Origin of the sequence: Nocardia grenadensis NBRC 108939, from assembly GCF_001613445.1 — a bacterium.
GTDB classification, from domain to species: domain Bacteria; phylum Actinomycetota; class Actinomycetes; order Mycobacteriales; family Mycobacteriaceae; genus Nocardia; species Nocardia grenadensis.
In genome coordinates, this window is record NZ_BDCJ01000001.1 from 163,506 (window position 1) to 186,884 (window position 23,379).

The 23,379-nt window shown below is 69.7% G+C and carries 20 protein-coding genes; 7 read left to right on the top strand and 13 right to left on the bottom strand.

All coding sequences use genetic code 11. From position 1 onward, the window contains the following. Positions 1 to 4 precede the first annotated feature (4 nt). Together NGR01S_RS00820 and NGR01S_RS00825 are read right to left on the bottom strand one after the other, a co-directional pair. Positions 5 to 1,078 (bottom strand): alpha/beta hydrolase, encoded by a 1,074-nt coding sequence (locus NGR01S_RS00820; protein WP_084480259.1) that lies wholly within the window; start codon positions 1,076 to 1,078, stop codon positions 5 to 7. A 319-nt stretch (positions 1,079 to 1,397) separates the two neighbouring features. Then, positions 1,398 to 1,937 (bottom strand): hypothetical protein, encoded by a 540-nt coding sequence (locus NGR01S_RS00825; protein ID WP_063034194.1) that lies wholly within the window; start codon positions 1,935 to 1,937, stop codon positions 1,398 to 1,400. Positions 1,938 to 2,098: 161 nt separating this feature from the next. Between NGR01S_RS00825 and NGR01S_RS00830 the strand changes: the two genes are divergently transcribed. Further along, positions 2,099 to 2,737 (top strand): TetR/AcrR family transcriptional regulator, encoded by a 639-nt coding sequence (locus NGR01S_RS00830; protein WP_084480260.1) that lies wholly within the window; start codon positions 2,099 to 2,101, stop codon positions 2,735 to 2,737. 197 nt (positions 2,738 to 2,934) lie between these two features. Here NGR01S_RS00830 and NGR01S_RS00835 read toward each other — a convergent pair whose 3' ends face one another. Next, positions 2,935 to 3,267: a histone-like nucleoid-structuring protein Lsr2 gene (locus NGR01S_RS00835; protein WP_063034196.1), complete on the bottom strand. Its 333-nt coding sequence runs from the start codon at positions 3,265 to 3,267 to the stop codon at positions 2,935 to 2,937. A 129-nt stretch (positions 3,268 to 3,396) separates the two neighbouring features. On the opposite strand from NGR01S_RS00835, the gene NGR01S_RS00840 reads away from it, so the two are divergent. Next, complete coding sequence (locus NGR01S_RS00840; protein ID WP_063034197.1) at positions 3,397 to 4,365, top strand: MsnO8 family LLM class oxidoreductase; 969 nt, start codon at positions 3,397 to 3,399, stop codon at positions 4,363 to 4,365. A 3-nt stretch (positions 4,366 to 4,368) separates the two neighbouring features. Here the strand turns inward: NGR01S_RS00840 and NGR01S_RS00845 are convergent, their stop codons facing one another. Together NGR01S_RS00845 and NGR01S_RS00850 are read right to left on the bottom strand one after the other, a co-directional pair. Further along, complete coding sequence (locus NGR01S_RS00845) at positions 4,369 to 5,280, bottom strand: alpha/beta fold hydrolase (protein WP_245664371.1); 912 nt, start codon at positions 5,278 to 5,280, stop codon at positions 4,369 to 4,371. Between the two features lie 238 nt (positions 5,281 to 5,518). Continuing rightward, the gene (locus NGR01S_RS00850; RefSeq protein ID WP_063034198.1) at positions 5,519 to 6,409 is read right to left on the bottom strand and encodes an alpha/beta fold hydrolase; all 891 of its coding nucleotides are present in this window, start codon (positions 6,407 to 6,409) and stop codon (positions 5,519 to 5,521) included. A 168-nt stretch (positions 6,410 to 6,577) separates the two neighbouring features. Here NGR01S_RS00850 and NGR01S_RS00855 point away from each other — a divergent pair, with 168 nt between their 5' ends. Next, positions 6,578 to 7,489, top strand: a complete 912-nt coding sequence (locus tag NGR01S_RS00855) for an LLM class F420-dependent oxidoreductase (protein ID WP_063034199.1) — start codon at positions 6,578 to 6,580, stop codon at positions 7,487 to 7,489. Positions 7,490 to 7,522: 33 nt separating this feature from the next. On the opposite strand, the gene NGR01S_RS00860 is transcribed toward NGR01S_RS00855, so the two are convergent. Then, complete coding sequence (locus NGR01S_RS00860; protein ID WP_063034200.1) at positions 7,523 to 8,428, bottom strand: universal stress protein; 906 nt, start codon at positions 8,426 to 8,428, stop codon at positions 7,523 to 7,525. A gap of 174 nt (positions 8,429 to 8,602) precedes the next feature. Here NGR01S_RS00860 and NGR01S_RS00865 point away from each other — a divergent pair, with 174 nt between their 5' ends. Continuing rightward, on the top strand, positions 8,603 to 9,100 hold the full coding sequence (locus NGR01S_RS00865; protein WP_063034201.1) for a GNAT family N-acetyltransferase: 498 nt from the start codon (positions 8,603 to 8,605) through the stop codon (positions 9,098 to 9,100). Between the two features lie 7 nt (positions 9,101 to 9,107). On the opposite strand, the gene ku is transcribed toward NGR01S_RS00865, so the two are convergent. Further along, the gene (ku, locus tag NGR01S_RS00870) at positions 9,108 to 10,019 is read right to left on the bottom strand and encodes a non-homologous end joining protein Ku (RefSeq protein ID WP_063034265.1); all 912 of its coding nucleotides are present in this window, start codon (positions 10,017 to 10,019) and stop codon (positions 9,108 to 9,110) included. Further along, positions 10,019 to 11,125: a lycopene cyclase family protein gene (locus NGR01S_RS00875; RefSeq protein WP_063034202.1), complete on the bottom strand. Its 1,107-nt coding sequence runs from the start codon at positions 11,123 to 11,125 to the stop codon at positions 10,019 to 10,021. The genes ku and NGR01S_RS00875 overlap by 1 nt, the downstream gene beginning before the upstream one ends. 140 nt (positions 11,126 to 11,265) lie before the next feature. Here NGR01S_RS00875 and NGR01S_RS00880 point away from each other — a divergent pair, with 140 nt between their 5' ends. Further along, positions 11,266 to 12,765 (top strand): MFS transporter, encoded by a 1,500-nt coding sequence (locus NGR01S_RS00880; RefSeq protein ID WP_063034203.1) that lies wholly within the window; start codon positions 11,266 to 11,268, stop codon positions 12,763 to 12,765. A gap of 134 nt (positions 12,766 to 12,899) precedes the next feature. Here the strand turns inward: NGR01S_RS00880 and NGR01S_RS00885 are convergent, their stop codons facing one another. From NGR01S_RS00885 to NGR01S_RS00895, 3 genes are all read right to left on the bottom strand, one after another. Then, positions 12,900 to 13,790 (bottom strand): hypothetical protein, encoded by an 891-nt coding sequence (locus NGR01S_RS00885; RefSeq protein ID WP_063034204.1) that lies wholly within the window; start codon positions 13,788 to 13,790, stop codon positions 12,900 to 12,902. 415 nt (positions 13,791 to 14,205) lie between these two features. Next, positions 14,206 to 15,099, bottom strand: a complete 894-nt coding sequence (locus tag NGR01S_RS00890; RefSeq protein WP_063034205.1) for a hypothetical protein — start codon at positions 15,097 to 15,099, stop codon at positions 14,206 to 14,208. A gap of 75 nt (positions 15,100 to 15,174) precedes the next feature. Then, complete coding sequence (locus tag NGR01S_RS00895) at positions 15,175 to 16,644, bottom strand: NAD(P)/FAD-dependent oxidoreductase (protein ID WP_063034206.1); 1,470 nt, start codon at positions 16,642 to 16,644, stop codon at positions 15,175 to 15,177. A 252-nt stretch (positions 16,645 to 16,896) separates the two neighbouring features. On the opposite strand from NGR01S_RS00895, the gene NGR01S_RS00900 reads away from it, so the two are divergent. Beyond that, positions 16,897 to 18,381 carry a cytochrome P450 gene (locus tag NGR01S_RS00900; protein WP_063034207.1) on the top strand — a complete coding sequence of 495 codons (1,485 nt, stop codon included), beginning with the start codon at positions 16,897 to 16,899 and terminating at the stop codon, positions 18,379 to 18,381. Between the two features lie 68 nt (positions 18,382 to 18,449). Here the strand turns inward: NGR01S_RS00900 and NGR01S_RS00905 are convergent, their stop codons facing one another. Both NGR01S_RS00905 and NGR01S_RS00910 read right to left on the bottom strand, forming a co-directional pair. Next, a complete protein-coding gene (locus NGR01S_RS00905; RefSeq protein ID WP_245664372.1) occupies positions 18,450 to 19,328 on the bottom strand; it encodes a serine hydrolase in 879 nt (292 codons plus the stop codon). 54 nt (positions 19,329 to 19,382) lie between these two features. Continuing rightward, a complete protein-coding gene (locus NGR01S_RS00910; protein WP_063034209.1) occupies positions 19,383 to 19,595 on the bottom strand; it encodes a hypothetical protein in 213 nt (70 codons plus the stop codon). Between the two features lie 323 nt (positions 19,596 to 19,918). Between NGR01S_RS00910 and recC the strand changes: the two genes are divergently transcribed. Beyond that, positions 19,919 to 23,350, top strand: a complete 3,432-nt coding sequence (gene recC / locus NGR01S_RS00915) for an exodeoxyribonuclease V subunit gamma (protein WP_063034210.1) — start codon at positions 19,919 to 19,921, stop codon at positions 23,348 to 23,350. The last annotated feature ends 29 nt before the right edge of the window (positions 23,351 to 23,379 follow it).

A 23,379-nucleotide genomic window follows, 5' to 3' on the forward strand; every position in this document is an offset into this window, starting at 1 on the left:
GCCGTCAGCCGATATTCGCGGAGAGGTCGGGAAGCATTCGCAGGGCTTGGTCGGCCCAGTTGTTCCATGCGTGGATACCGTAGGCGGGGAAGTCGTAGTGCACGTTCTGCGCGCCCAGGGTGGCCATCCGGATCTGGAAGGCGCGCGTGTTCACCAGCGCCAGCGCCTCGAGGCCCATCCCGTTCACCGTGGTGATGCTCGGACTGTCGGTCGCGGTGGGCAGGCCGCTCGCCGCGGAGACCCAGAGTCGGGTGTTGTTGGCGACGAGCCGGGGCGCGGCCACGAACGGGTCGATCCGCAGCCATTTCGGATCCCAGGGTGCGGCCATCGAGTCCACGTTGTAGCCGCCCGCGTCGATCATGGCGACCCGGATCGCCTCCCGCATCCCGGGCGCCGAGATGTTCAGGTAGCCGGAGTAGGACCCGGCGAAGCTGAACTGGTCGGGATGGTCGCCGGCCAGGGTCAGGGCGGCGCTGCCACCCATCGACAGGCCGAAGACGCCGTTGCGCCGGGTGGCGAAGCCCAGCCGGTCCCGCAGGGCAGCGGGCAGTTCACGGGTGAGGAAGGTTTCCCATTTATAGGTATAGGACTTGCCCGGGCCGCCCGAGAGGGTCTGCAATCCACCGGAGCCCGACGCCGACCCGGAGGCCGATCCGCCGGCCGAACCCGAACCGGGCGGAACGCCGAGGAACGAACTCGGCGCGTTCCAGTCGGTGTAGAAACTGGACCGGCCACCGACCGGCATCACCACGTTGATATTCCACTTGGTGAATTCCCGGGCGATATCGGTATCGATCTCCCAGCCGCTGAGATCTTCGCGGGCGCGCATTCCGTCCAACGCGTAGACCACCCGCGAGGTATTGCCGTCGGCGGCGCGGAACACCCGCGATTTGATGGGTCCCATACTCGAGTCGACCCAGAAATCGGCTCCGGCGGGATCGAAGGCGGCCCGGGCGGGCGCGGTGCTGCCGCCGATCAGGAAGAGGGCTTGGGTGACGACCGCGAACGCGGCGGTGAGCAGCCAGCGGGCGCGGCGGTTCGGGGCGTCCACCGGCGCCGGAGACAATCGAGTTCGCATCGCGGAGCAGGGCCTTTCGTCCGGGTGAGCACAGGGTCGAGGTGACCGGCCGGTGCCGGTCACGCGGATCCCGACCGGTGCCGAACAGCTCGCGGCCCCCGCCACGGTCTCGGCATACCGATCGGTCCGTCGTCGACGGAGGCGGGTTCGTTACCTATCTGTGATCTGATTCGCCCCGGGGTGGGTATCGGTATCACCGGCCGGCGGCCTGCCGTGAGTAGCGGTCGCGATTCGGGCTGTTCCGGTATTCGCGCAGTTCAGGTCGTTATTTGGTCGGCCGGTCGCTGTCCCGTCTCGCCGAGGGGTATCGGCGCGGTGATCACCGGACGGCGTTCGCGGAAGCCGGAACCGTATTCGTGGATGAAGTTCGCACCATGGTGCGTCCGGCGATCCAGCGCAGTAAACGGACGCGACGGGCCCACCGGGCGGGGTGGGAAACGGAGCCGGTGAGGGCGTGTTCTGCACGATCCAGGCAATCTTCCAGGAGGGCGTCGTGCATCCATCGGTAGGCCAGGGGCCATGTCAGTCGCGCCCGGCCGCGAGCGTTCATGGCGAGCAGGTGAATCAGATCGGTGCCGCCGGAAGCGGCCTGGACGGTGAATTCGTGGAAGCCGTCGAAGCCGCGGGGTCCGGTGAAACGGAAGCGCACCCAGTGGCCGGGTACGTAGTGCTCCACCGTGTACCGGATGGGGCCGTGCCCACCGGCCGCGCCTGCTTCGAGAGGGCGGTCGAACCGCATCGCCGGCCAGCAGTGCGCTGGCCAGAGGGCGTCGTCCTCGCCGGCGAGGCTGTCCACCAATGCGCTGACCGCGCTGACCGGGGCAGGCAGGTGACGTAGGTGAACGTTGACAACAGCCATGTTCGGCTCCTTACTTCGGGCCGGTACGGCGTAACAACCCGCCGACGCGCGGGGCCGGTCGTGGGAGGTCGACCGGCGGGTCGGGTCCGGGCGGTCGGCTTCCGGCAGATCAAATTTTGGAGATTAATCTCTAAAAAGAATTAGAGCATATCCTCTAGTACATGGGAAGGCCCCCGAGACACGATGCCGATCGGCTCCTGGACGCCGCCGCAGAACTCCTGGCCGGAGGCGGGCCGGCCGCTGTCACCATGTCGGGAGTGGCCAAAGCCGCCGGCGCACCGAGCGGGTCGGTGTATCACCGCTTCCCGGATCGCCCTGCGTTACTGGCCGCGCTGTGGTCACGCGCGCTACGGGGATTCCACGACGAACTGTTCGCCGCGCTGAGTCTCGGAGAACCGCAGGAAGCGATTCGCCGCAGCGCCCGTACGAGTCTCGAGTGGGCTCGGCGCAATCCCCGCGAAGCGCGCGTCCTGCTCGTCGGAGCGAAAGAGCTGGAAGAGCAGAACTGGAGCGAGCGGGCTCGCAGGGACGCCGCGCGAGACAACACCGCGCTACACGACGCCCTGAACGCCCTGATCCAGAACGGCGACGATCCCGCTCCCGACGCCGCCGACCGGGCACTTCTCGCGGTGGTCGACCTGCCCTATGCCATGATCAAGCGATATCTGAGTGCCGGTCGGCAGATCCCCGACTACGCACCCGACCTCGCCGAGCAGGCGGCGGCCGCGCTGTTCGCTATGAGCCGGAGCCGGACAACCAACACTCGCTCGGTGGACCACAGCGGCGAGACCACGCAGTAAGCAATCGGTGCCCCGGGCGCCGCGCGGTTGTCGACGTGACCTGCTCGCGACCGGTCACATATAGCTCTTCGGCCGGCCGCTCGCGCGGGGTGTTCCGGACCGACCGCCGCCTCCCGCGTCCGGCGAGGAGTACACGCCCATTCCGCCGGAGCCGTAGAGATTCCGCAGGCACGAGATTCACCCGTGCCTGTGACGAATCAAGGGTGGGCCTTCTGATACGCCTCGGCGATCTCCGCCGAGATCCGTCCCCGGCTCGACACTTCCAGCCCGTTCTTGCGGGCCCACTCGCGGATCGTCTGGGTCCGGGCATTGCCGCCCGTGGCCTGCGGACGCTGTTTACCCTTCGCCCGGCCGCCGACCCGGCGCGCATGCGCCGACCAAAAACCGATTGTCTCGCGCAGCTTTTCGGCATTTCCGGCCGACAGGTCGATCTCGTAGGTGACACCGTCCAGAGCGAGCGTGACAGTTTCCTCGGCGATGGAAGTTCCGTCGTAGTCGTCGACCAGCTCGACGATCACCTTGCGCGCCATGCAGTCCTCCGAACAATGGGCAAACTATCCGGACAATGGTAGCCATAGGGACCTGCAGGCCCGGAACCCGGCAGCGCAGTCCGCTCCGGCGAACCGGAAGACCAGGGCCCAGTCCGGTGTTCCACGGGTGTGGAACTGTCGTTGCTGGATCGCTCGCGGACCCGGGTGGGAGAACCCGAATCGGCCGCGTTGGCCCATACCGTCGAACGGGCTGTGGCGGCCGAGAAGTCGGGATATCGGCGTTTCTGGGTGGCCGAGCACCACGCGGTGCCCGGGATCGCCTCCGGGTCGCCGCCGGTCCTGCTGGGGGCGCTGGGCTCCCGGACATCGACCATCCGGATCGGGTCCGGCGGCGTAATGCTGCCGCATCATCGGCCCCTGGTGGTGGCGGAGCAGTTTCTCATGCTGGAGGCGCTGTTCCCGGGTCGTATCGATCTCGGCTTGGGGCGCTCGCCGGCGTTCACCGCCCCGGTGCGGCGGGCCATGCGGCAGGACGAGGCCGCACCCCACCGGTTCCCGGACGATCTGGCCGAACTGCGCGACTATCTCGACGGCACCGGTCCGGTCACCGCTCATCCGGTGAGCGACCGGAAGATCCCCATGTTCGTTCTGGCCACCGGGCAGGGCCTGACCGTGGCCGCGCGGCTGGGGCTGCCGGCGGTGCTCGGCGGGCCGCTGCTCGACAGCCCGGATCTGGCGGCGGCTCTGGCCGGTTACCGCCGGGATTTCCGGCCGAGCCCGCGGGCCGAGCGGCCGCGCGTGATGCTCGCGCTGGAGGTCACCGTCGCCGAAACCGACGAGCAGGCCCGCGCACTCGTCCTGCCCGAGGCCTGGGCGATGGCGCAGTCCCGGTCCACCGGCGTCTTCCCGCCGTTGGCGCCGGTCGGTGAGCGCACGGCGTGGACCGACCAAACGCGTCGTCGCGTCGAGGCGGCGGTGCGGCGTGCGATCGCGGGCACACCGCAGACGGTGCGGCGCCGGATCGAGCAGCTCACCGACCGGACCGGCGCCGCGGAACTGCTGGCCACCACCTCCACCTACGACCGCGCGGCGCTGGCCGCCTCCGATGCCGCATTGGCGCGGATCGTCGCCGGTTGAGCGTCAGGGCCGAGTGGGAGCCCAACGGGCTGTGGTGAGGCGCCGGATCTCCTCGACCACCAGGTCGGGTTCGGTCAGCGGGACGTAGTGGCCGGAGGCCGGCGCGAGCACATGGCGCCCGGCGGGCGATACCGCGGCCCGGTGGGCGTGGGCGGCGTTCGCCGCGGCGCGGATACGGGCGGTCATCCCGTCCCCGGCGCGGCCGCCCGAGATCACCGTCACCGGGATGGCGCCGAGTTCGGGCGGATCGTCGCGCCAGGTGGCGAGCTCGTCGAGGAAGGTGCGGGCCTGGACCGACTGCGTGCGCATGGCGCCCGGAGTGAACGCCTCTCGTTCCATATCCCGCCGGACGTCCGCCGGGACCGCGTTCAGCATCGAGCGGTACATCGATCCGAGCAACCCGAGTCGCGCGAGGGCGCTGTGCACCACCAGGGTGAGGCGCTCCACCCGGCGGATCGCCGCACCGAACAATAGGTCGGTCGCCTCGTCGGTGGGATCGACGAGCACGAGTCCGCGGATCCGTGCCGGCCGGCGGCACGCGGCGAGCCGGGCGACGACACCACCGGCACTGTGCCCGACCAGGACGAACGGACCGGGTCCGAAGTGATCGAGGACATCCGCCAGATCGCCGGCGATCCGGTCCAGGGCACGGCCGGCGGGGTCGGCCGGACTGCGGCCCAGCCCGGCCCTGTCGTAGACCACGGCCCGGGCGAACAGGCCGACCGCGGGCTGCACGAGACCCCACGACGAACGGGTCGCCGCCGCACCCGCTTCGAAGACGACGGTGGGTGCTATCGTTCCCGGCGGACCGGGCAGGACCATGGCGTGCAGCGGTCGGCCCTCCCGCGTGGTGATCCGCTCCGGCACACCCTGGGTGTGCTGATCGGGTCCGGAAACGAAATCCGTCTCGGGCAATTCGAGGGCACCTCATCGATTCGGCACCGCGGGCCGGACGACCCGGAGCGGCGGGCAGCGGAGTCGGGAGCGCCGGTGGGGCGCGGAGGCGACGCTATCATTCGTGGGGCGCCGACCGGGCACCTTCCTCGACTCTGCCGCGCGCTACCGGATGGGGGACCGGTTGCGCCGCAAGCTTTTCGATCACCCGCTTCCGGCCGCGCCGAGAGCTTACCCGCCCCGTGGGCCGCTCCGGGCGCTAACCGACGCGGGACGCGAGGAACTCGCGGAAGGCGCGCAGGGTCTCGGTCGGCGCCTCGAGCTGCGGGTAATGCCCCACATCGGGCAGTTCCACCACATCGGGCTCGGCGACCAGCTGCCGGTACCGGCGCACCATTCGCGCGCCCGATACCGGGTCGCGCAGGCCGTCGATCAGCCGGACCGGGACCTGCGGGCGGACCAGCGCCCCGACCCAGCGCTCCCGGTGGGCACGCCGCTCGGCCATATAGCCCATCAATTTGTGGCCGTTGCGCTTTCCGTGCTTACTGCACCACAGCATCCAGAACTGGTGCATCTGTTCCTCGTCCGGTCGCGACTCGGCGGCGAACACCGCGCCCAGGCTGTGCGCGAAGGTCTTCTCGTTGCCGAACCGGCCGACCAGCGGCCCCAGCGGGCTCGCGAGCAGGTTCTGGATGGGCCGGGGCCGATGGGCCTCGGGGAAGAGGCCGCCGTTGAGCAGGCAAACCGATTCGATCACCAGGGACCGATCGCCGGCGGCCCGGCGTTCGGCATCCCGGGCCAGCATTTCCTGGGCCACCGTATCGCCGTAGTCGTGGGCCAGGATGTGGAACTCCTGCACACCTTGTTCCCGGAGCAGCTGTTCGGCCAGATCGGCCTGGTCGGCGATCGTGTAGTCGTAGTGCTGCGGTTTGGCGGACCAGCCGAAACCGATCAGATCCGGGGCGAGGACCCGCTCGAACTGCTCGCACAGCTCCGGCCACAGGGCGTGCCAGTCCCAGGACGCGGTGGGGAAACCGTGTAGGCACAGTAGCGTCCCGGACGATCCGGTACCGCCCGCGCGCCAGAAGATCTGGTGTCCGCGATGGGTGAAACGCGCTCCGCTCGACCGCCAACTCGCAAACTCGTCCATAGCCCCAGCATGCCCCGCCGCGGGGCGCCGGTCGAGTAGGTCGCGGGCGAGTCGGCGCGACGTCGCCACCTGCGGAATGCGCGGGCAGTACGCAGGTAGGCTCGGCGCCCGGAGGAACTGCCGGCCGGGCCGGCGATCCGGCCCGGCCATTCGACGAGGAGGCACACCGTGCGTATCGGCATTCTGCTCAGTGAACGGTCCGGCGCCGACGCGCTGCGCCTGCTCACCGACGATCTCCGCCGGGTCGCCGAGGAGGGGTTCGCCTCGGCCTGGCTCTCGCATATCTTCGGCGTGGACGCGCTCACGGCGCTCGCGGTCGCGGGCGGCCAGGTGCCCGGGATCGAACTCGGCACCGCGGTGGTGCCCACCTATCCACGCCATCCCGGGGCGCTGGCCCAGCAGGCGCGGACCACGGCGCTCGCGGTGGGACCGGACCGGCTCACCCTCGGTATCGGACTGTCACACCAGGTGGTCATCGAGAACATCTACGGGTACGGGTTCGAGCGGCCGGCCCGCCATATGCGCGAGTACCTCGCTGTGCTGGGCCCGCTGCTGGAGCGGCGGCCGGTTTCCTACAAGGGCGAAACGCTGAGCGGGAACTTGGAACTCGGAATCCCCGACGAGGGCCGGATTCCCGTGCTGCTCGCCGCGCTCGGCACCCAGATGCTGCGGCTGGCGGGCCGGCACGCCGACGGCACCGTGCTGTGGATGACCGGCCCGGCCACTATTCGCGACCATATCGCGCCGACGATCGACGCCGCCGTCGCCGACGCGGGCCGGCCGCCGGCGCGTATCGTCTGCGCGCTTCCGGTATTGGTGACCGATGATGTCGCCGGCGCCCGGGAACGGGCGGCCACCACCTTCGCGATGTACGGCACCCTGCCGTCGTATCGAGCGATGATGGATCGCGAAGGCGTGGCCGGGCCCGCGGATCTGGCCATCATCGGGTCCGAGGAGCAGGTCGAGGCCCGTATCCGCGATATCTTCGACGCGGGAGCCACCGAATTCGTCGCCTCGGTCTTCGCCGGCGGGGCGGAGGCAACTCGAACGCGCGCACTGCTGTCGGGGCTGACGGGCTGACCGCGGCGCCGCCGTCCCGGGCCCGGTGGTGCGTCAGGCCGGATGGGTGATCATGACCGGGCACGCGGAGTGCTGGATGAGCGACTGGCTGGTCGAACCGAGCAGCAGTCCACGGAATCCGCCCCGGCCCCGGCTGCCGACCACGACGAGTTGCGCGCGTTCGGACCATTCGCGCAGATGCTGGGCCGGTGTGGACGGGTACACCTCGCGGTGCACGGTGACCTCCGGATAACGCTGCTGCCAGCCCGCCAGCCGTTCGGCCAGCACCGCCTGTTCGGCGGTCTGCAGATCCTCGGCCGGGATCTCGATCAAACCGGTGCTCGCGAATTCGGTGAAGGTCAGATCACTCCAGGTGTGGACGGCGACCAGATCGGTTTCGCGTTCGGCGGCCTCGGCGAAGGCGGCGGCGACCGCGGTGTCACTGACCGGGCTGCCGTCGACACCGACGACCACCGGGCCGCTGGTGATCTCGTCCCCGTTCTCGCGGACCGCGACGATCGTGCCGCTGCCGTGCGCGGCGACCGCCAGGATTGTCGAGCCCAGATGGGAGACCGCGCCACCCCGCCGCGAGCCGAGTACCACCATATACGCGGATTCGGACAATTCGATCAGCATCTTCGCTGGGCTGTGCTCGGAGAGCAGAGTATCGACCTGCACCCTCGGCGCCGCCTCCCGGGCCACCTGGGTTCCGGTCGCCAGCGCCTGCTCACCGTGGGTTTTCAGCATGTGCACGGCTTCGTCGACCATGGGCTGGTAAGCAACCAGCCAGGTCTTGGCCGGGGTCGAATTCATCGCGTAGGCGAGGACCAGACGGCGGCCGCGCCGCGCGGCGACCGCCGCTGCCCAGCGGATGGCCGAATGCGCGTCGGGAGTACCGTCCACACCCACTACGACGGCAGCGGATACGAGCCGGTGCGGAGTGTCTTCGTGTGCGGTCATAGGCCGAGTATCCCTCCGGCGGACAACCGCGGCGATATCCGCCGGGCGTGTCCGGCGAATTCGATTACGCGTATCGCGGGCTCGCCGTCCCGATATTCGCTACCACGGTTTTCGTTCGCGGCGCGCCGTAGCCGAGGCTTGTCGAATGCGGCGTGATGTGCAGATCATGATCGCGTGCTGATATCGGATGGGGTGATCGGGCTACGGCCGATCGCGGTAGCCGACGCCGCCGCGCATCTGGCGGCTCAGGGCCGGGAATCGATGCGCCGCGCCCCAGGACCGGGAACCCCGAATGTGGTGGCCGATTTCGAACGCTGCGCCGACCAGTGGGCACAGGACGGCCCGTACAAAACCTTCGGCGTGGTGGACGCGCTGACCCATGCGCTGGCGGGGACCCTGGACCTGGCGGTGGAACAGGAGTTCCTCGCGAAACGTCAGGCCGATATCGCCTTCGGTATCTACGCGCCGTGGCGGGGCCGGGGTGTCGCCGGCCGCAGCGTCGTGCTGGCGTGCCGCTATCTGGCCCGGCACGATCTGGCCGACGAGGCGGTATTGCGGATCGATCCGGACAACACGGCCGCGATGGCGCTGGCGCACCGGCTCGGATTTCATTACCACCACACCGGCGTGGGCCCCGAGGGCCGCCTCGACTGGTTCATCCAGGCGGTCTGACCAGGGTTCACGCGCCCTTCCGGGTTCGCTTCTGGGCGGTTTTCCGGGTCTTCGGCTCCGCCGTCTTGCGGGGTTGCGCTTTCCTGGTCGTAGACTTTCGCGCCTTCTTCGGGGCCGTGGATTCGGCGTCTCCGCCCGCGCCGCTGGCCTCCAGGCTGCGCTGCAACGCGGCCACCAGATCGACCACCTCGGCATCGGACTCCGCGGCGGCCGCCTCGGGGCGTTCGGGTGCCTTCCCGCCCCCGCCGGCGACGGCCTCGTCCAGCAGGCGCTGCAACTCGACCTGATATTCGTCGGTGTACTGGTCGGGGTCGAAATCGTCGGACATGGACTCGACCAGCGTCTCGGCCATCTTGATCTCCTGAGGCCGCGGCGTGCCCGCTTCCTCCAGCGATTCGAAGGAGACCGCGCGTACCTCGTCGGGCCACAGCAGGGTCTGCAGTACCAGCATGCCGTCCCGGACCCGCATGGCCGCCAGCCTGGTCTTCTGGCGCAGGGTGAAGTGCACGAGCGCGGTGCGGTCGATACGTTCCAGGGTGGCGGCGAGGAGCACATAGGCCTTGGGCGTATTCGAATCCGGTTCCAGATAGTAGGTCTTGTCGTACAGGATGGGATCGATCTGATCCGACGGGACGAATTGCAGTACCGGAATCTCGTGTTTCTCGGCGACCGGCAGTTTGGCGAAATCATCGTCGGTGAGGACGACTTTTTCCCCTTCCGGTGATTCGTACTGTTTATCGATATCGGCGAATGCGACCGATTTTCCGCATATCGTGCACACGCGGTCGTATTTGATCCGCCCGCCGTCCGCGGCGTGGACCTGATGGAATTTGATGTCGTGGTCCTCTGTGGCGGTGTAGACCTTCACGGGGACGTTCACCAGCCCGAACGCGATCGAGCCTTTCCAGATTGACCGCATCACTCCATGATGACCGAACCGGGCCCCCGGGGCGAGATCGGTCGAAGTCCGAGTGTCGCCGCCGCGAGCCGGGCCCGCACGGGGCCCGGAAGTCCGAAAAAGAGCCCGGACATGGCGGTGAGCATGCCGACCGGGTCGTCACGCCGAGAGAGATAGGCGCGTTGCAGTTCGATATCGAGGTCGAAGAACGCGTCGAAGAAACGCGGGATCTCGGTCGGCGGCAGCGCCAGCAATGCCCGCAGCCCGGCCTGCCGGAGCCGGTGGACCGCGCGCGCCGCGGCTGTCCACCCCGAGCCGCCGGCGGCAACGGACTCGGCGGCCGACAGTGTGGCCGCGACGCTGTAGCCGGTGGCGGGATGCAGATACCCACCTGCTGCGCCGAAGCGGCCGGCGCCGGGCCTGCCGCCGGCCACCGGGAAACGCACCCGCTCGACCGGTTCGTCGCCCGCCGTCGTGATGTGCCGGGCCCGCAGCCGGCGGTGCAGGCGGCGCGCGAGTTCCTCCTGAGTGAGGGCGGGTGCGCCCACCAGGCAGGTTTCCTCGTACAGCACGGAGTCGGCCCCCAGCGGTACCGCGTACAGGAACGAGGGGGGAGAATCCGGCGCGGCACCGTTGTCCGTTCGCCAGTCCATGAACAGGGCGGGGTCCGATGTGGCGTCGCGGGGCAGTTTCAGGCCGTAGGCGGTCTGCTCGGCCCGGCCCGGGCGGCGTCGCAGCCCGCGTGCGTCGATGACCCGGCCGGCGCGCAGGATCCGGCCGCTGTGGAGTGTGACCGTGCGCCGGTCGAGTGCCACCACCCGCCCCGGCACCACTGTGGCGCCGGTGAGGTCGAGGGACTGCTGAAGCAGCCCGGTGTCCAGGACGGAGTACGCGCGCGGGATGCTGTGGTCGCGTAGGCCGTGCGCCCGCGGTCGCGCGACGGTGGCCGCGACGACGGCGCTGTCGAGCCAGGCCGGGAGTTCGTCGGACCAGGCGGCGTAGGTCGCCCGCCAGACCCGCCGCGGATTCGGGTCCACGACGAGTACGGTCATCCCGCGGGCCAGACAGCGGTGGGCGAGCGCGCGCCCGGCCGGCCCGAGCCCGCAGATGGCGATATCGGCGCTCACCGTCGGATCGAAACACGGCCGCCGCGCATCGCGCGCGCCGGGGTGGTGGTGACCGTCGCCGCTCGCCGCCGTGGCCCGGAACAGCCGCTGCGGTTACGCGTGTTACGACTGGGTGAACCGACGACTCGGAAGGAACGTGGATGACGAACGTGGAGGCGGCGCGGGCCGCACCGGATACGAGCGGTGGACGGCGTGCCTGGTTCGGTCTGGCCGTACTCCTGCTGCCGGTGCTGCTGGTTTCCATGGATATGTCGGTGTTGTTCCTGGCGTTGCCCACTCTCACCGCCGACCTGGATCCGACCGCCGCCCAGCAATTGTGGATCCTCGACATCTACGGGTTCCTCATCGCCGGTCTGCTGATCACCATGGGCAATCTGGGCGACCGCATCGGCCGCCGCAAGATCCTGCTCGCCGGTGCCACCCTGTTCGGTATCGCTTCGGCGATCGCGGCATTCGCGCCCAGCGCCGGCGTACTCATCGCGGCGCGTGCGCTGATGGGTATCGGTGGGGCGACGCTGCTGCCGTCGAGCCTGGCATTGATCTCGAATCTGTTCCGCGACCAGCGGCAGCGGTCCACCGCGATCGGTATATGGACGGCGTTCTTCGCCGGGGGTTCCGCGGTCGGGCCGATCATCGGCGGCGTGCTGCTGCATCATTTCTCATGGGGTTCGGTCTTCCTGATCAACGTTCCGGTACTGCTCGTACTGCTGTTGTTCGCCCCGGTCCTGCTACCCGAACACCGGGCGAGCGCGCTGGGCCCGCTGGATCTGCCGAGTGTGCTGCTCTCCATCGGCGGCATCCTGCCCGCGGTGTACGCGGTCAAACACGTGGCCGAATACGGCCCGGATGTCGAGGCGCTGCTGTGCGCGCTGGTCGGCGTGGTGATACTGACCGTCTTCGTCCGACGGCAGCGCCGGCTGGCCGAACCCTTGGTCGACCTGGGTCTGTTCCGCCGGGCCCGCTTCTCCCTCGCCATCGGGTCGAGTACCGCGGCCATGATGTCACTGGCCGGACTGAGTTATCTGAGCAGTATCTGGCTGCAATCGGTGACCGGGCGTGATCCACTACAGGCGGCGCTGCTCGGGATACCGATGGCGATCACCGTTTTCGTTTTCTCGGTCAGCGGTTCCGCGGTCGGTCGCCGGCTCGGCGTGCGCTGGGCCTTCGCGCTGGCACTACTGGTGGCCGCGCTCGGCAATCTCCTGGTGCTGGGTATCGGCACAAGCGGCGGCACCGGCTGGTACCTGGCCGGATCGGCGCTGGCCGGTATCGGCTACGGGATCGTGTTCACCCTGGTATCCGAAGTGGCGGTGGCCGCGGTACCAGCGGAACGGGCGGGATCGGCGGTCGGCATCTCCGAAACGAGTTTCGAACTCGGTAACGCGCTGGGATTGGCGCTGCTGGGTTCGCTGGCGGCGCTGGTCTTCCGTTCCGGGGGCGATTTCGCTCCCACACTGGGCGAGACGATCGAGCGGCACAACGCGGATGCCGGGTTGCTCGCGGCGGCCCGGGAGGCGTTCGTCACCGGTGCGCATACCTCGATCTCGGTGGGTGCGGGCGTCCTGCTGGTCGTGGCGGCGATCGCAGTAGTGGTGGGGAAGGGCGGCCGCTCGGCCCCTACCGAGCCGATCGGCCCGTAGGCGTACCGCAGTTGGCTGCCGGATGTGAATGCCGGCACGTTCTGCCGCGGCGTCGTCGGGGGTTGCTGCGCCGAAACCGACCTATCCCCGCCCGTCAGGTGTCCGGCGGGTCAGCACCCGCCGGACACCCCGAATCACTGCGGCGGTGTGCCGTACGGTGCGGCGGTATAGGCCTCGGCCGCGCCGACCGCCCCGCCGATGGCCGCGCCGGTGAGTATGGCAGGCGCCGCGACGAGCGTGAATGCGGTGGTCGCGGCGATTACGGGCATATACACCAGACCGGCCGGCATGAACGGTATGCCCACGACCAGGCCCACCGCCCCGCCGACCAGCGCAGCGACGCCGGCGACCGGTGACGCCACCGCACTGCCGACCGATGCGCCGACCGCCGCGGAACCCAGGGTCTGCGCCGCCATCCGGTCCGATCGGCTCCGTTCCACACCCACCGAGTCGTAGAAGGTCGCCAGCTGCGCTTCGGCCTGCGCGGCGCCGGTATTGATCTCCCGGACATCGAACGGCGGCGCATCGATGACGACATTGCCCACCCGGAGTTTGCCGGGTGGAGCCTCGATCGGCGCCACCGGCGCGACCGGCTCGGGCGCGTGCAGCTCACCCTGCGGTGCGAGGTAGGCGTAGTTCGGCACCGGGCGCGTCGCGAGGGCGGGCGCCGAGGCGGCCGGTTCCGCGATCACGGTCGGCCGCGGGCCCGTGGGCACCGCGGGCGCGGTGTGGGTGAACGGTGCCGTGGCCGCGGTGATGGTATCGGTGGCCGATCGGACCGCGACCCGCGTGGCCTCCTGCACGGCATCGGTGGCCGTGCCCAACGGGTCCACCGCGGCGGCGATCGGGGCGCCGGGTAGCGCCGGTAGCGCGGCGGGGATCGGGGATGACGCGGGTGGAGCGGGGAGTACCTCGGCATTGGCGGTGCCGGCGCCGATCAGTGTCGCGATGAGCGGGATCGCGCCCGCCGCGACGACCGAGCCGGCAGCACGCCGGGACGGACCGGTTGCCCTGTGCTTACCCATGGTCGCCTTTCTCCGGGAATTTGTCGGTTTGCCAGACATTCGTTCCGGAGTGCGGCGTGGATGGGTTCGGCCTGTTCAGTCGGCTTACAACAACAGGTGGTCCGGGTTTTCCGGGCTTGGGTTGATAGTTGTCCGGCGGTTCGCCGGCGTGGCCGGTGTAAGTGGCGGTATGCGGGGATCGCACGTTGGGCCGCGCGGATGATCGGCGACGCGCAGGTTCGCCCTCCGGCCACACGACAACCGCGACCGCCGGACGCGACGTCAGCGCAGGGCCGGTCACCGTAGTCGCGGTAATCGAGGCGCCGTGGGCCGCTGGACCGGGACGCGGGACCGGTTCGTCATCCGGTTTCGCTCGGGGTTACATCGAAAGGGCCGCTGCATTCTCCGGGTGGCGACCGCCGGACCGGGCGTCCGGTTACAGGGGCGGCAGCGGGCCGAACGGTTGCGTGGTGAAACCGTCGGTCGCCCCGAAGGCGGCGCCGAGCGCGGCTCCGGCGATCACGGCCGGTACTGTGACGATCCCGTAGGCAAGGGTCGCGCCGAGGACGGGGCCGACGACGAGCCCGGTGGGGAGGAAGGGCAACCCGACCACGAACCCCGCGGCGGCGCCGAGCATCGCGAACGGAATGGCCACCGGTGCCGCGGCCGCGGCACCGATCCCGGCACCGATCAGGCCCGAACTCATGGCCTGGGCGGCGACCCGGTCCGCCCGGCTGCGCTCGATACCGGACGAGTCCAGGAAGGCCGTCAGCTGCTCTTGGACCCGGTCGGACCCGGCATTGAGCTCTCGCGTATCGAACGGCAGGCCGATCTCGAGGTCGCCGACCCGTAGGGTGCCGGGCGACGCCTCGATCGGTGCGGCCGGGCGGGCGGCGTGCGATGCCGTTCCGGGCGCCGGGTGGTCGTCCACGAGCTCGAGGCCCGGAGTCGCCGCCGGGATCGGGCCCGCGGGCAGCAGTGCACCGGGTACCGGGTGGATGAACCGGTCGGTGGCCGCGGTGACGGTATCGGTGATCGACCGGGTGGCCTCCTGGACAGCGCCGGTGACCGCGCCGAACGGATCCACGGCGGGGCCCGGAGCGGGCGGAAGCAGAACGGTGGGCAGCGTGGGCAGCGCCGGCAGTGCCGGGGGCGCAGCGGGCAGCGGGGGTAGCGACGGCAGTGCCGCGGGAACGGCGGGTGGGGCGGGAAGAACGTCGGCGTGGGCCGTCCCGGCGCCGATCAGTGCCGCGATGAGCGGGACGGCTCCCGCCGCGACGACCGAGCCGGCGGCATGCCGGGAACGGACGGGTGTCCTGTGCTTACCCATAGACGCCTCTCTGGAGATGATCTGATTGCCAGATGTTAGCTCCGAAAGGGCGTTGAATCGGGGAGGTGGGCCCGGTCAGCCGACTTTGCGATCGCCACCCGGTTTCCCGGGGAGGCCGGCTTCGGCGGTGACGGCCGGAGTTCCGGGCGAGGGAGCCGGAGGCCGGCGCCCCGCCGCGCCGCGCACGAACTCTTCGCCCTCCTCGCTGTCGCCGTACACCGCTTCCAAGGCCAGGCGCGCGAAGATCCACTGTTCGGTCGCCGCCATCTGGCCACGGGTACGGCCGAGGAAGGTGACGAACCACTGGATGATCGTGGTGATCCGGCTGCGGTAGCCGACCAGGTAGTACAGGTGCAGGCCGAGCCAGGCCAGCCAGGCGATGAACCCGCCGAACTCCAGCTTGCCCACCTGGCAGACCGCGCTGAAACGCGAGATCGTCGCCATACTGCCCTTGTTGAAGTAGGAGAACGGCCTGCGTTCCTGTGCCGTCTGCTTACCGGCCAGCTCGGCCCTGATCTGCTTCGCGGCATAGGTGGCGCCCTGGATGGCGCCCTGGGCCTGGCCGGGGACGCCCGGCACCGACATCAGATCGCCGACGACGAAAACGTTCGGATGCCCTTTGACCGTGAGGTCGGGTTCCACCACGACCCGCCCGGCCCGGTCGACCTCGGTGCCGTCGGACTGGTCGGCGACCATCTTGCCCAGCGGGCTGGCCTGCACTCCGGCCGACCAGACCTTGCACGCCGATTCGATGCGGCGGCTGGTGCCGTCGGCATCCTTCACCGTGACCCCGTGCGCGTCCACGTCGGTGACCAGGGCGTTCAATTGGATCTCCACGCCCATGGACTCCAGACGCCGCTGCGCCTTACCGCCGAGTTTCGGCCCCATCGGGCCCAGCACCGCGCCCGCGCCCTCGACCAGGATCACCCGGGCGTCGCGGGGGTCGATGTTGTGGAAAGTGCCTTCCAGCGTGCGGTCGGCGAGTTCGGCGATCTGCCCGGCCAGTTCGACCCCGGTAGGCCCGGCGCCCACCACCACGAAGCTGAGCAGCCGGTCGCGCTCCTCCTGAGTCTGTGTCACCTCGGCCTGTTCGAAGGAGCCGAGGATACGACCGCGCAGTTCCAGTGCGTCGTCGATGGTCTTCATACCCGGCGCGAAGGTGGCGAAGTGGTCGTTGCCGAAATACGACTGCTGGGCCCCGGTGGCCAGGATGAGGCTGTCGTAGGGGGTGACCGTCTTTTCGCCGAGCAGCACCGAGGCGACGGTGCGCTGCGCCAGGTCGATCTCGGTCACCTCGCCCAACAGCACCCGGGCGTTCTTTTGTTTGCGGAGCACGAGCCGGGTCGCCGGTGCGATCTCGCCGACCGACAGGATACCGGTCGCGACCTGGTAGAGCAGCGGCTGGAAGAGGTGGGTGGTGGTTTTGGAGATGAGGGTGACGTCGACATCGGCGCGTTTGAGGTGCTTCGTGCCGAACAGGCCGCCGAAACCCGATCCGATGACGACGACGCGGTGCCGGCCGTTTCCAACAGGTTGCGTGCTCATGGTCGCTCCTCGCCGGCGGTGGGCCCGGTGCTGCCCTGGTGATCATTTCCTGACAACGCACACGGTAGTAGCAGTACCCGGGTACGACACAGTCGGACGCACGTTGTTCACCCGCGGTGGTGCGGCAACTCACCACGATAGCGATTGCGACGGGATCTCGGCGGGGCGCGGGATGATACCGATTCGGTGGAATCGGCTGAGCCGTTGCAACAAAGACAATACGATGGGTACTGTCTCTCAGGAGGTTTCGCCATGGTCACCGTCGACCGTGTCGCCGCGCATCGCGCGCGTGCGCGCACCGATACCGAGAATTCGGCGCTCATCGAGATCCCGCATCGAACTGTGGTCGACCGGCTGCTGTCGAAGGTGCCGGACCGGCAGCGGACACTGGCCACTCCGCCCCGCGGTAGCCACACCGTCGCGGTGCGCGGTGACGCGGGCCTGCCGTATGTGGGGCGTACATTCCACTACATGCGCTGGGGTCCGGCCGAACTGCTGGACAAGTACCGCCGCTTCGGCCCGGTGAACATCAACAGTTCCATGGGTATGGACCGGGTGTTCGCCGCCGGGCCCGAAGCCATCGACGAGGTGGTCGGCCGGCGCCGTCGCGACTTCGGGCAGGGCTGGGACTACTTCATCGGCCCCTTCTTTCGCCGCGGGCTGCTGCTGCTCGAATTCGACGAGCATATGTTCCACCGCCGCATCATGCAGCAGGCGTTCACGCGGGAACGTCTGGAAGCCCACCTCGCCGAGCTGACTCCGGTGGTGCGCGCCAGTATCGGCCGCTGGGTGCCGCAAGGTGGTGGCGCGAGCCGGACCGTGCAACTGTTCCCGGCGATCAAGGAACTGGCCCTCGATATCGCGGGGGAGACCTTCATGGCGGTCGAGGTCGGTGACCGGCGCAAGGATCTCACCGACGCCTTCGTCGCCTGCACCCACGCCGGGCTGGCCCTGATGCGCCACAGTGTGCCCGGCGGGAAATGGCGCGCGGGGTTGCGTGGCCGCGCCGTGCTCGAGGAGTACTTCACCGCGATGGTGCCGGAGAAACGGCGCAGCGATGCCCCGGATTTCTTCTCGGGCCTGTGTCACGCGCGCGCCGAGGACGGGTCGGTGTTCGGTGACGCCGACGTGGTCAACCATATGATCTTCCTGATCATGGCCGCGCACGATACGACCACGACCACCGCCACGGCCGTAGCCTACTACCTGGGCAAACACCCGGAATGGCAGGAGAAGGTGCGCGCGGAGGTGCGGGCGCTGGATCTGGACAACCAGTCTCCGACGATCGCCGATCTGGACACTTTGCGCACGCTGGATCTCGTGGTGAAAGAGAGTCTGCGCCTTATGCCGCCGGTGCCCGGGATGGTGCGCCGTGCGGTGCGCGATACCGAGATCCTCGGCCACTATATCCCCGCCGGAACTCCGGTGGACCTCGGCTACCAGGTGAACCATCTGCTCGAGGAGCTGTGGACCGATCCCGAGGTCTTCGATCCGCTACGGTTCTCCGAGGAGCGGCGCGAGGACAAATCGCACCGGCTGGCCTGGATGCCGTTCGGCGCCGGTTCGCACAAGTGCATCGGGATGCATTTCGGCACCTTCGAGGTCAAGACGATCATCTCGGCGCTCGTCCGCGATTACGAGTGGAGTTTCCCGGATACCTATCGCATGCCCTGGGGCTTCACCACCATCCCGTTCCCCCGCGACGATGCCCCGATGCGGTTGCGCCGGCTCGAGTGAGACATCACTCGAAAACGACTCCGGGCCCCCGTCGCGCAACGGGGCCCGGAGTACGCCGGTCGCGGTGATCAGCGTCCGGCCAGCAGTTTTTCGGCGATCGTCGTATCGGTTTCGGCGCCCTCCCGGTAGCCGCCCTCCCCGTTCATCGCGGTCATGATCGCGAGCGTGTAGCGCTCACCCGGCCCGGCGAAACCGACCGAGTTCACCACCCAGCCGCCCTGCTCGTCCGACCAGCCGTTCTTCAGACCCGGCCGCATGGCCGAACCGGCGCCCCACACACCCCAGTGCTGATTGGAATCGACCCGGCGCATAACGTCGAGCAGGTAGCCACGATCGTCGGGGTGCATCCGGTCCAGCACATTGGACATGAGCCGGTCCAGATCGGCCGCGGTGGTCTTCTGGAAACCCCAGTTCGGGCGCCCGTTGGGTGATGGTTCGGGCCGCAGACTGGTCATACCGTTCGCGCGGAACGCATTGTTGAACGCCTGGCCGTCGAGGCCGGAGTACTTGTTCCACAGGATATCGGTGGCCTGGTCGTTGGAGGTGGCCATCATCTGCTCCAGGAGCTGACGATCCTCCGGCGGCAGGGTGATGGCCCCGACCCGGGCACGGTTGAGTAGATCCGAGGCGATGGCCAGCTTGATGGTGGACGCGGTGAACACCATGTCCTCGGCATGCGGGCTGGCGTAGACCGCGCCGGTCTGGCGGTCACGGAAGACGTAGCCGGTCACGCCGGGGCGGGAGTCCAGATACGCGTTCACGGATTCGATGCGGGCGGCCAGATCGCAGTCGAAGCCGTTCGCGCAACCCTGGGTATGGGCGTGCGGTACGGCGTCGGCCGAGGGGAGGCCGGAGGGCGCACCGGCGAACAGGATCGCGGCGGCGGCCAGGACAGTGGCGGGTGCGGCCACGCGGGGAGCCGCACCGGTGAGCAGGGGGTAACGCACGAGGAAACACCTTGTCATATCGGCGCTCTGCGCGCACGTTTTCCCCTCGGGCCGCTAACGGACTCGCGCGGTGGCCTTCAGCGCGGCGGCGGCGCGGCCGTTGAGCCGATAGCAGTGCTCGAATGCTTCGGTGTGTTCCGCGCGCGGCCACGAGTGCAGTACGACGGTGCGTCCGTAGTGCCGGGAGTTGACGAGCTCCCACCGGTCACCGGACCGGCGGACGGTGAATCCGTCCTTCGGTATCAGGGGCACAACCAGCGCTTTCATCGACGCGAACCAGCCTTTCGTGCGGTAACCGTTCCTCCCGGAGTTGCACTGTGACACAGTGCGTCCGCGAGATCGCTGCCATGCGACCGCGTGTCGGTGACTCATGTGCGCTAAATCACTGTGCGCCGGCTGTCGATATCCGGTAAAAGCTGTTGGCGCTAGGGACATTCGGGGATGATCTCCTGTCCCGGGGTTGTCCGCTCCGTCGTGGGGTCTTGGCGAGCGGTGTCGGACAGCGGGCGTATAAACGGGTGGACGATGCGCCCGCCCGAGCAGTGCGGACGTGACGAAGGATGGTGATCGAGCCGAGCGGAAGGGCGGAGATGGCGCTGCACATCCACCGTGCCGAACGCGCGGATACGCTGGTCACCGCGTTGGCCGGGCTGCTGGCCGAACCGCTGCCCGATCCGTTCGCCGCCGAGGTGATCGCCGTGCCCGGTAAGGGCGTGGAACGCTGGCTGACACAGCGACTCTCGGGTGTGCTGGGGGCTTCGGCGGCCTCCGGCGATGGTGTCACGGCCAATATCCGGTTCCCCGCCCCGGCCGCGCTGGCCGCGGAGGTATCGGCCGCGATCAGCGGTTTCGGTCCGCACGAGGATCCGTGGTCGCCCGATCGCGTGGTGTGGACGCTGCTGCGAGTGATCGATGAATCGGTGCGTGAACCGTGGTGTGCCGTGCTCACCCGCCATCTCGGCCTGGACGCCGAAGATCCGGTGCCCACCGGAGCCGAGCCCGTGCCCGCCGCCGGCCCCGAGCACCGGCGCGGCCGCCGCTACGCGACCGCCGCCCGGCTGGCCGCGCTGTTCGAGAGCTACACGGTCCAGCGCCCGGCCCTGATCACCGAATGGGCGCGCGGCGACGATACCGATGGCACCGGCCGGCCGCTGCCCGACGATCTGAGCTGGCAACCGGCCCTGTGGCGGCGGCTGCGCGACGCGGTCGGCGCGCCCGATCCGGCCGAACGGCTGCACACCACCTGCGCGCGATTGCGGGACGATCCGGGCGCGGTGGATCTACCGCCGCGGCTGTCGGTCTTCGGCGCGACCCGGCTGCCCGCCGCCCACCTGGCGGTGCTCACCGCCGTGGCCGAGCACCGCGAGCTGCATCTGTGGCTGGCCCATCCCAGCCCGGCCATGTGGGACGCGCTGGCCGGAATCGGCCCGAAACCGCAACGAGCGCGCGATGATTCGGCCACCCGGGTGCGGCACCCGCTGCTGGCGGGCCTGAGCCGGGATATTCGGGAGCTCCAGCTGCGCCTGCCCGCGGCCGCCACCGATATGCGGTATCCGGAACCGGCGGGCGCCCTGGTCCGCGCCGGTGCCCCGGCCGGGCACTCGGACGACGCGTCCCGCCGGGACGAGCCCCCGGCGACACTGCTGGGAACGGTTCAGCGGCACCTCCGTGACGATCGCTGGCCGCCCGGCCCCGAGGACGCCGACGCCGACGGCAGTGTGCAGGTGCACGCGTGTCACGGCCCGGTGCGGCAGGTGGAAGTACTCCGGGAGTGCCTGCTCGGCCTCTTCGCCGCCGATTCGACACTCGAACCCCGCGATGTGCTGATCATGTGCCCGGAGGTCGAGACCTTCGCCCCGCTGCTGCGGGCGGCGTTCGGGCATCCCGGGCCGGTGGGCCCGGAAACCCCTGCCGCTTCCGGGCATCCGGGGCACCGGTTACGGGTGCGTCTCGCCGACCGCGGCCGGGCGGTCACCAATCCGCTGCTCGGCGTGGTGGCGACCCTGCTGGAACTGGCCCGCAGCCGGGTCACCGTCACCGAGGTGCTGGATCTGGCGGCCGGCGAACCCGTGCGCCGCGCCTGCGGTTTCGACGACGACGATATCGAGCGCTTGCGGGAGTGGGCGGTCGAGGCCGGTGCCCGATGGGGCATCGGCCGGCGGCAGCGGCAGGCATTCGGTCTCGGCGATTTCGAGCAGAACACGGTGAACGCGGCGGTGGACCGGATCCTGCTCGGGGTCACCGCCGACGAGACCTCCGGGAGCTATCTGGACCGGGTGCTGCCGCTCGACGATGTGGACAGCAACGATATCGACCTGGCCGGCCGGTTCGCCGAATACGCCGACCGGCTGGCGTCGGTGCTGCGGGATCTACAGGGGCCCGGGCCCGCGGCACAGTGGACCGCGGTGCTGGACCGGGCCCTGGATCTGCTGACCGATGTACCGGAGTCGCAGTCGTGGATCCGTACCGAGGCGCGCCGGGAGCTGACAGCCGCCACCGCCCACGCCGGTGCCGTCGAGCTACGGCTGGCCGATCTCACCGGTCTGCTGCAGGAGCGCCTCGCCGCCGCCCCGGCCCGGTCCAACTTCCGCACCGGCGAGCTCACCGTGTGTGGCCTGTCCCCGATGCGATCGGTGCCGCACCGGGTGGTGGTACTGCTGGGCGTGGACGACGAGATATTCCCGCGCGGTGCGGGTATCGACGGTGACGAGGTGCCGGCCCGGGAACCGCTCCTGGGTGAACGCGACCCGCGCTCCGAGGACCGGCAGCTGCTGCTGGACGCGATCGGCGCCGCCCGCGACACCCTGGTGGTCGTGCACACCGGTGCCGATCCCGTCACCGGCGCCTACCGGCCGCCCGCCGTGCCGGTCGCCGAACTACTCGATGTGCTGCGTGCCCACGTCGGTGCCGCCGGGATGGCCGAGGTGGTCACCCGCCACCCGCTACAGGCACACGACCCGCGCAATTTCGCCGCCGGGCGGCCGTTCAGTTTCGACGCCGTCGCTTTCGCGGGTGCCCGGGCCACGGGCGCGGCGCCCACCGCGCCACCGGAACTGCTCACCCGCACCCTGCCCGGTACCGAGACCACCGAGATCGGGCTGGCCGAGCTGATCTCGTTCCTGGAACATCCCGTACGCGGTTTCCTGTGGCAGCGGCTCGGGGTGCGGGTCCCCGACCAGGACGACGATATCGCCGACCGGCTGCCCATCGAGTTCGGCGGACTCGAGACCTGGGCGCTGGGTGAGCGGATGCTCGCCGCGCGCCTGGCCGGCGCCGACCCGGCCGAATTGCGGGCCGCCGAATGGCGGCGCGGAATCCTGCCGCCCGCCGAACTGGGCCGGGCCGTCCTGAACGATGTGGAACGCACCGTCGAAACCCTGGTCCGGGCCGCCGGTCCCGACTACACCCGGCCGCCGCGCGATATCGATATCTCGTTCGACCTCGGCGACGGCCGCCGTCTCACCGGCACGGTCGCCGAGGTGCGCGGGGACCTGCTGGTACGCACCACGTATTCGCGGGTCGCGCCCAAACACCGGCTCGCGGCATGGGTATCACTGCTGGCGCTGGCGGTCACCGACGAGCGGTCGTGGCGGGCGGCGGTCACCGGCCGCGGCCGTTTCCCGACGCCGGCCTGGCGCGCCGAACTCACCGCGCCCGGCACGGCCGAGGCGACGACGATGCTGCGCACCCTGGTCGCGCTGCGCGATGCCGGTCTCACCGAACCGCTGCCCATTTCCACGGCCACAACCGCCGCCTACGCCGAGGCGCGATACCGGCGGCTGCCCCCGGAAGAGGCGATCGCCGCCGCCGACCGCGAATTCGGCGGCGGGGACAAGACCAGGGATTTCGCCGAACACACCGACCGGAATCTGCGGTACGTCTGGGGGCCGGCACCCGACCTGCGCGACCTCACCGCCGCCCCCGCGCCGTCCGGGGAACCGATCGAGAACACCCGTTTCGGGTCGATCGCCCGCCGCCTGTGGGTGCCGCTGCTGCGCGCCGAACAGCAGGGGGCGCCATGACCGCCGCCGTCCGCCGCCGTGGAACGGAG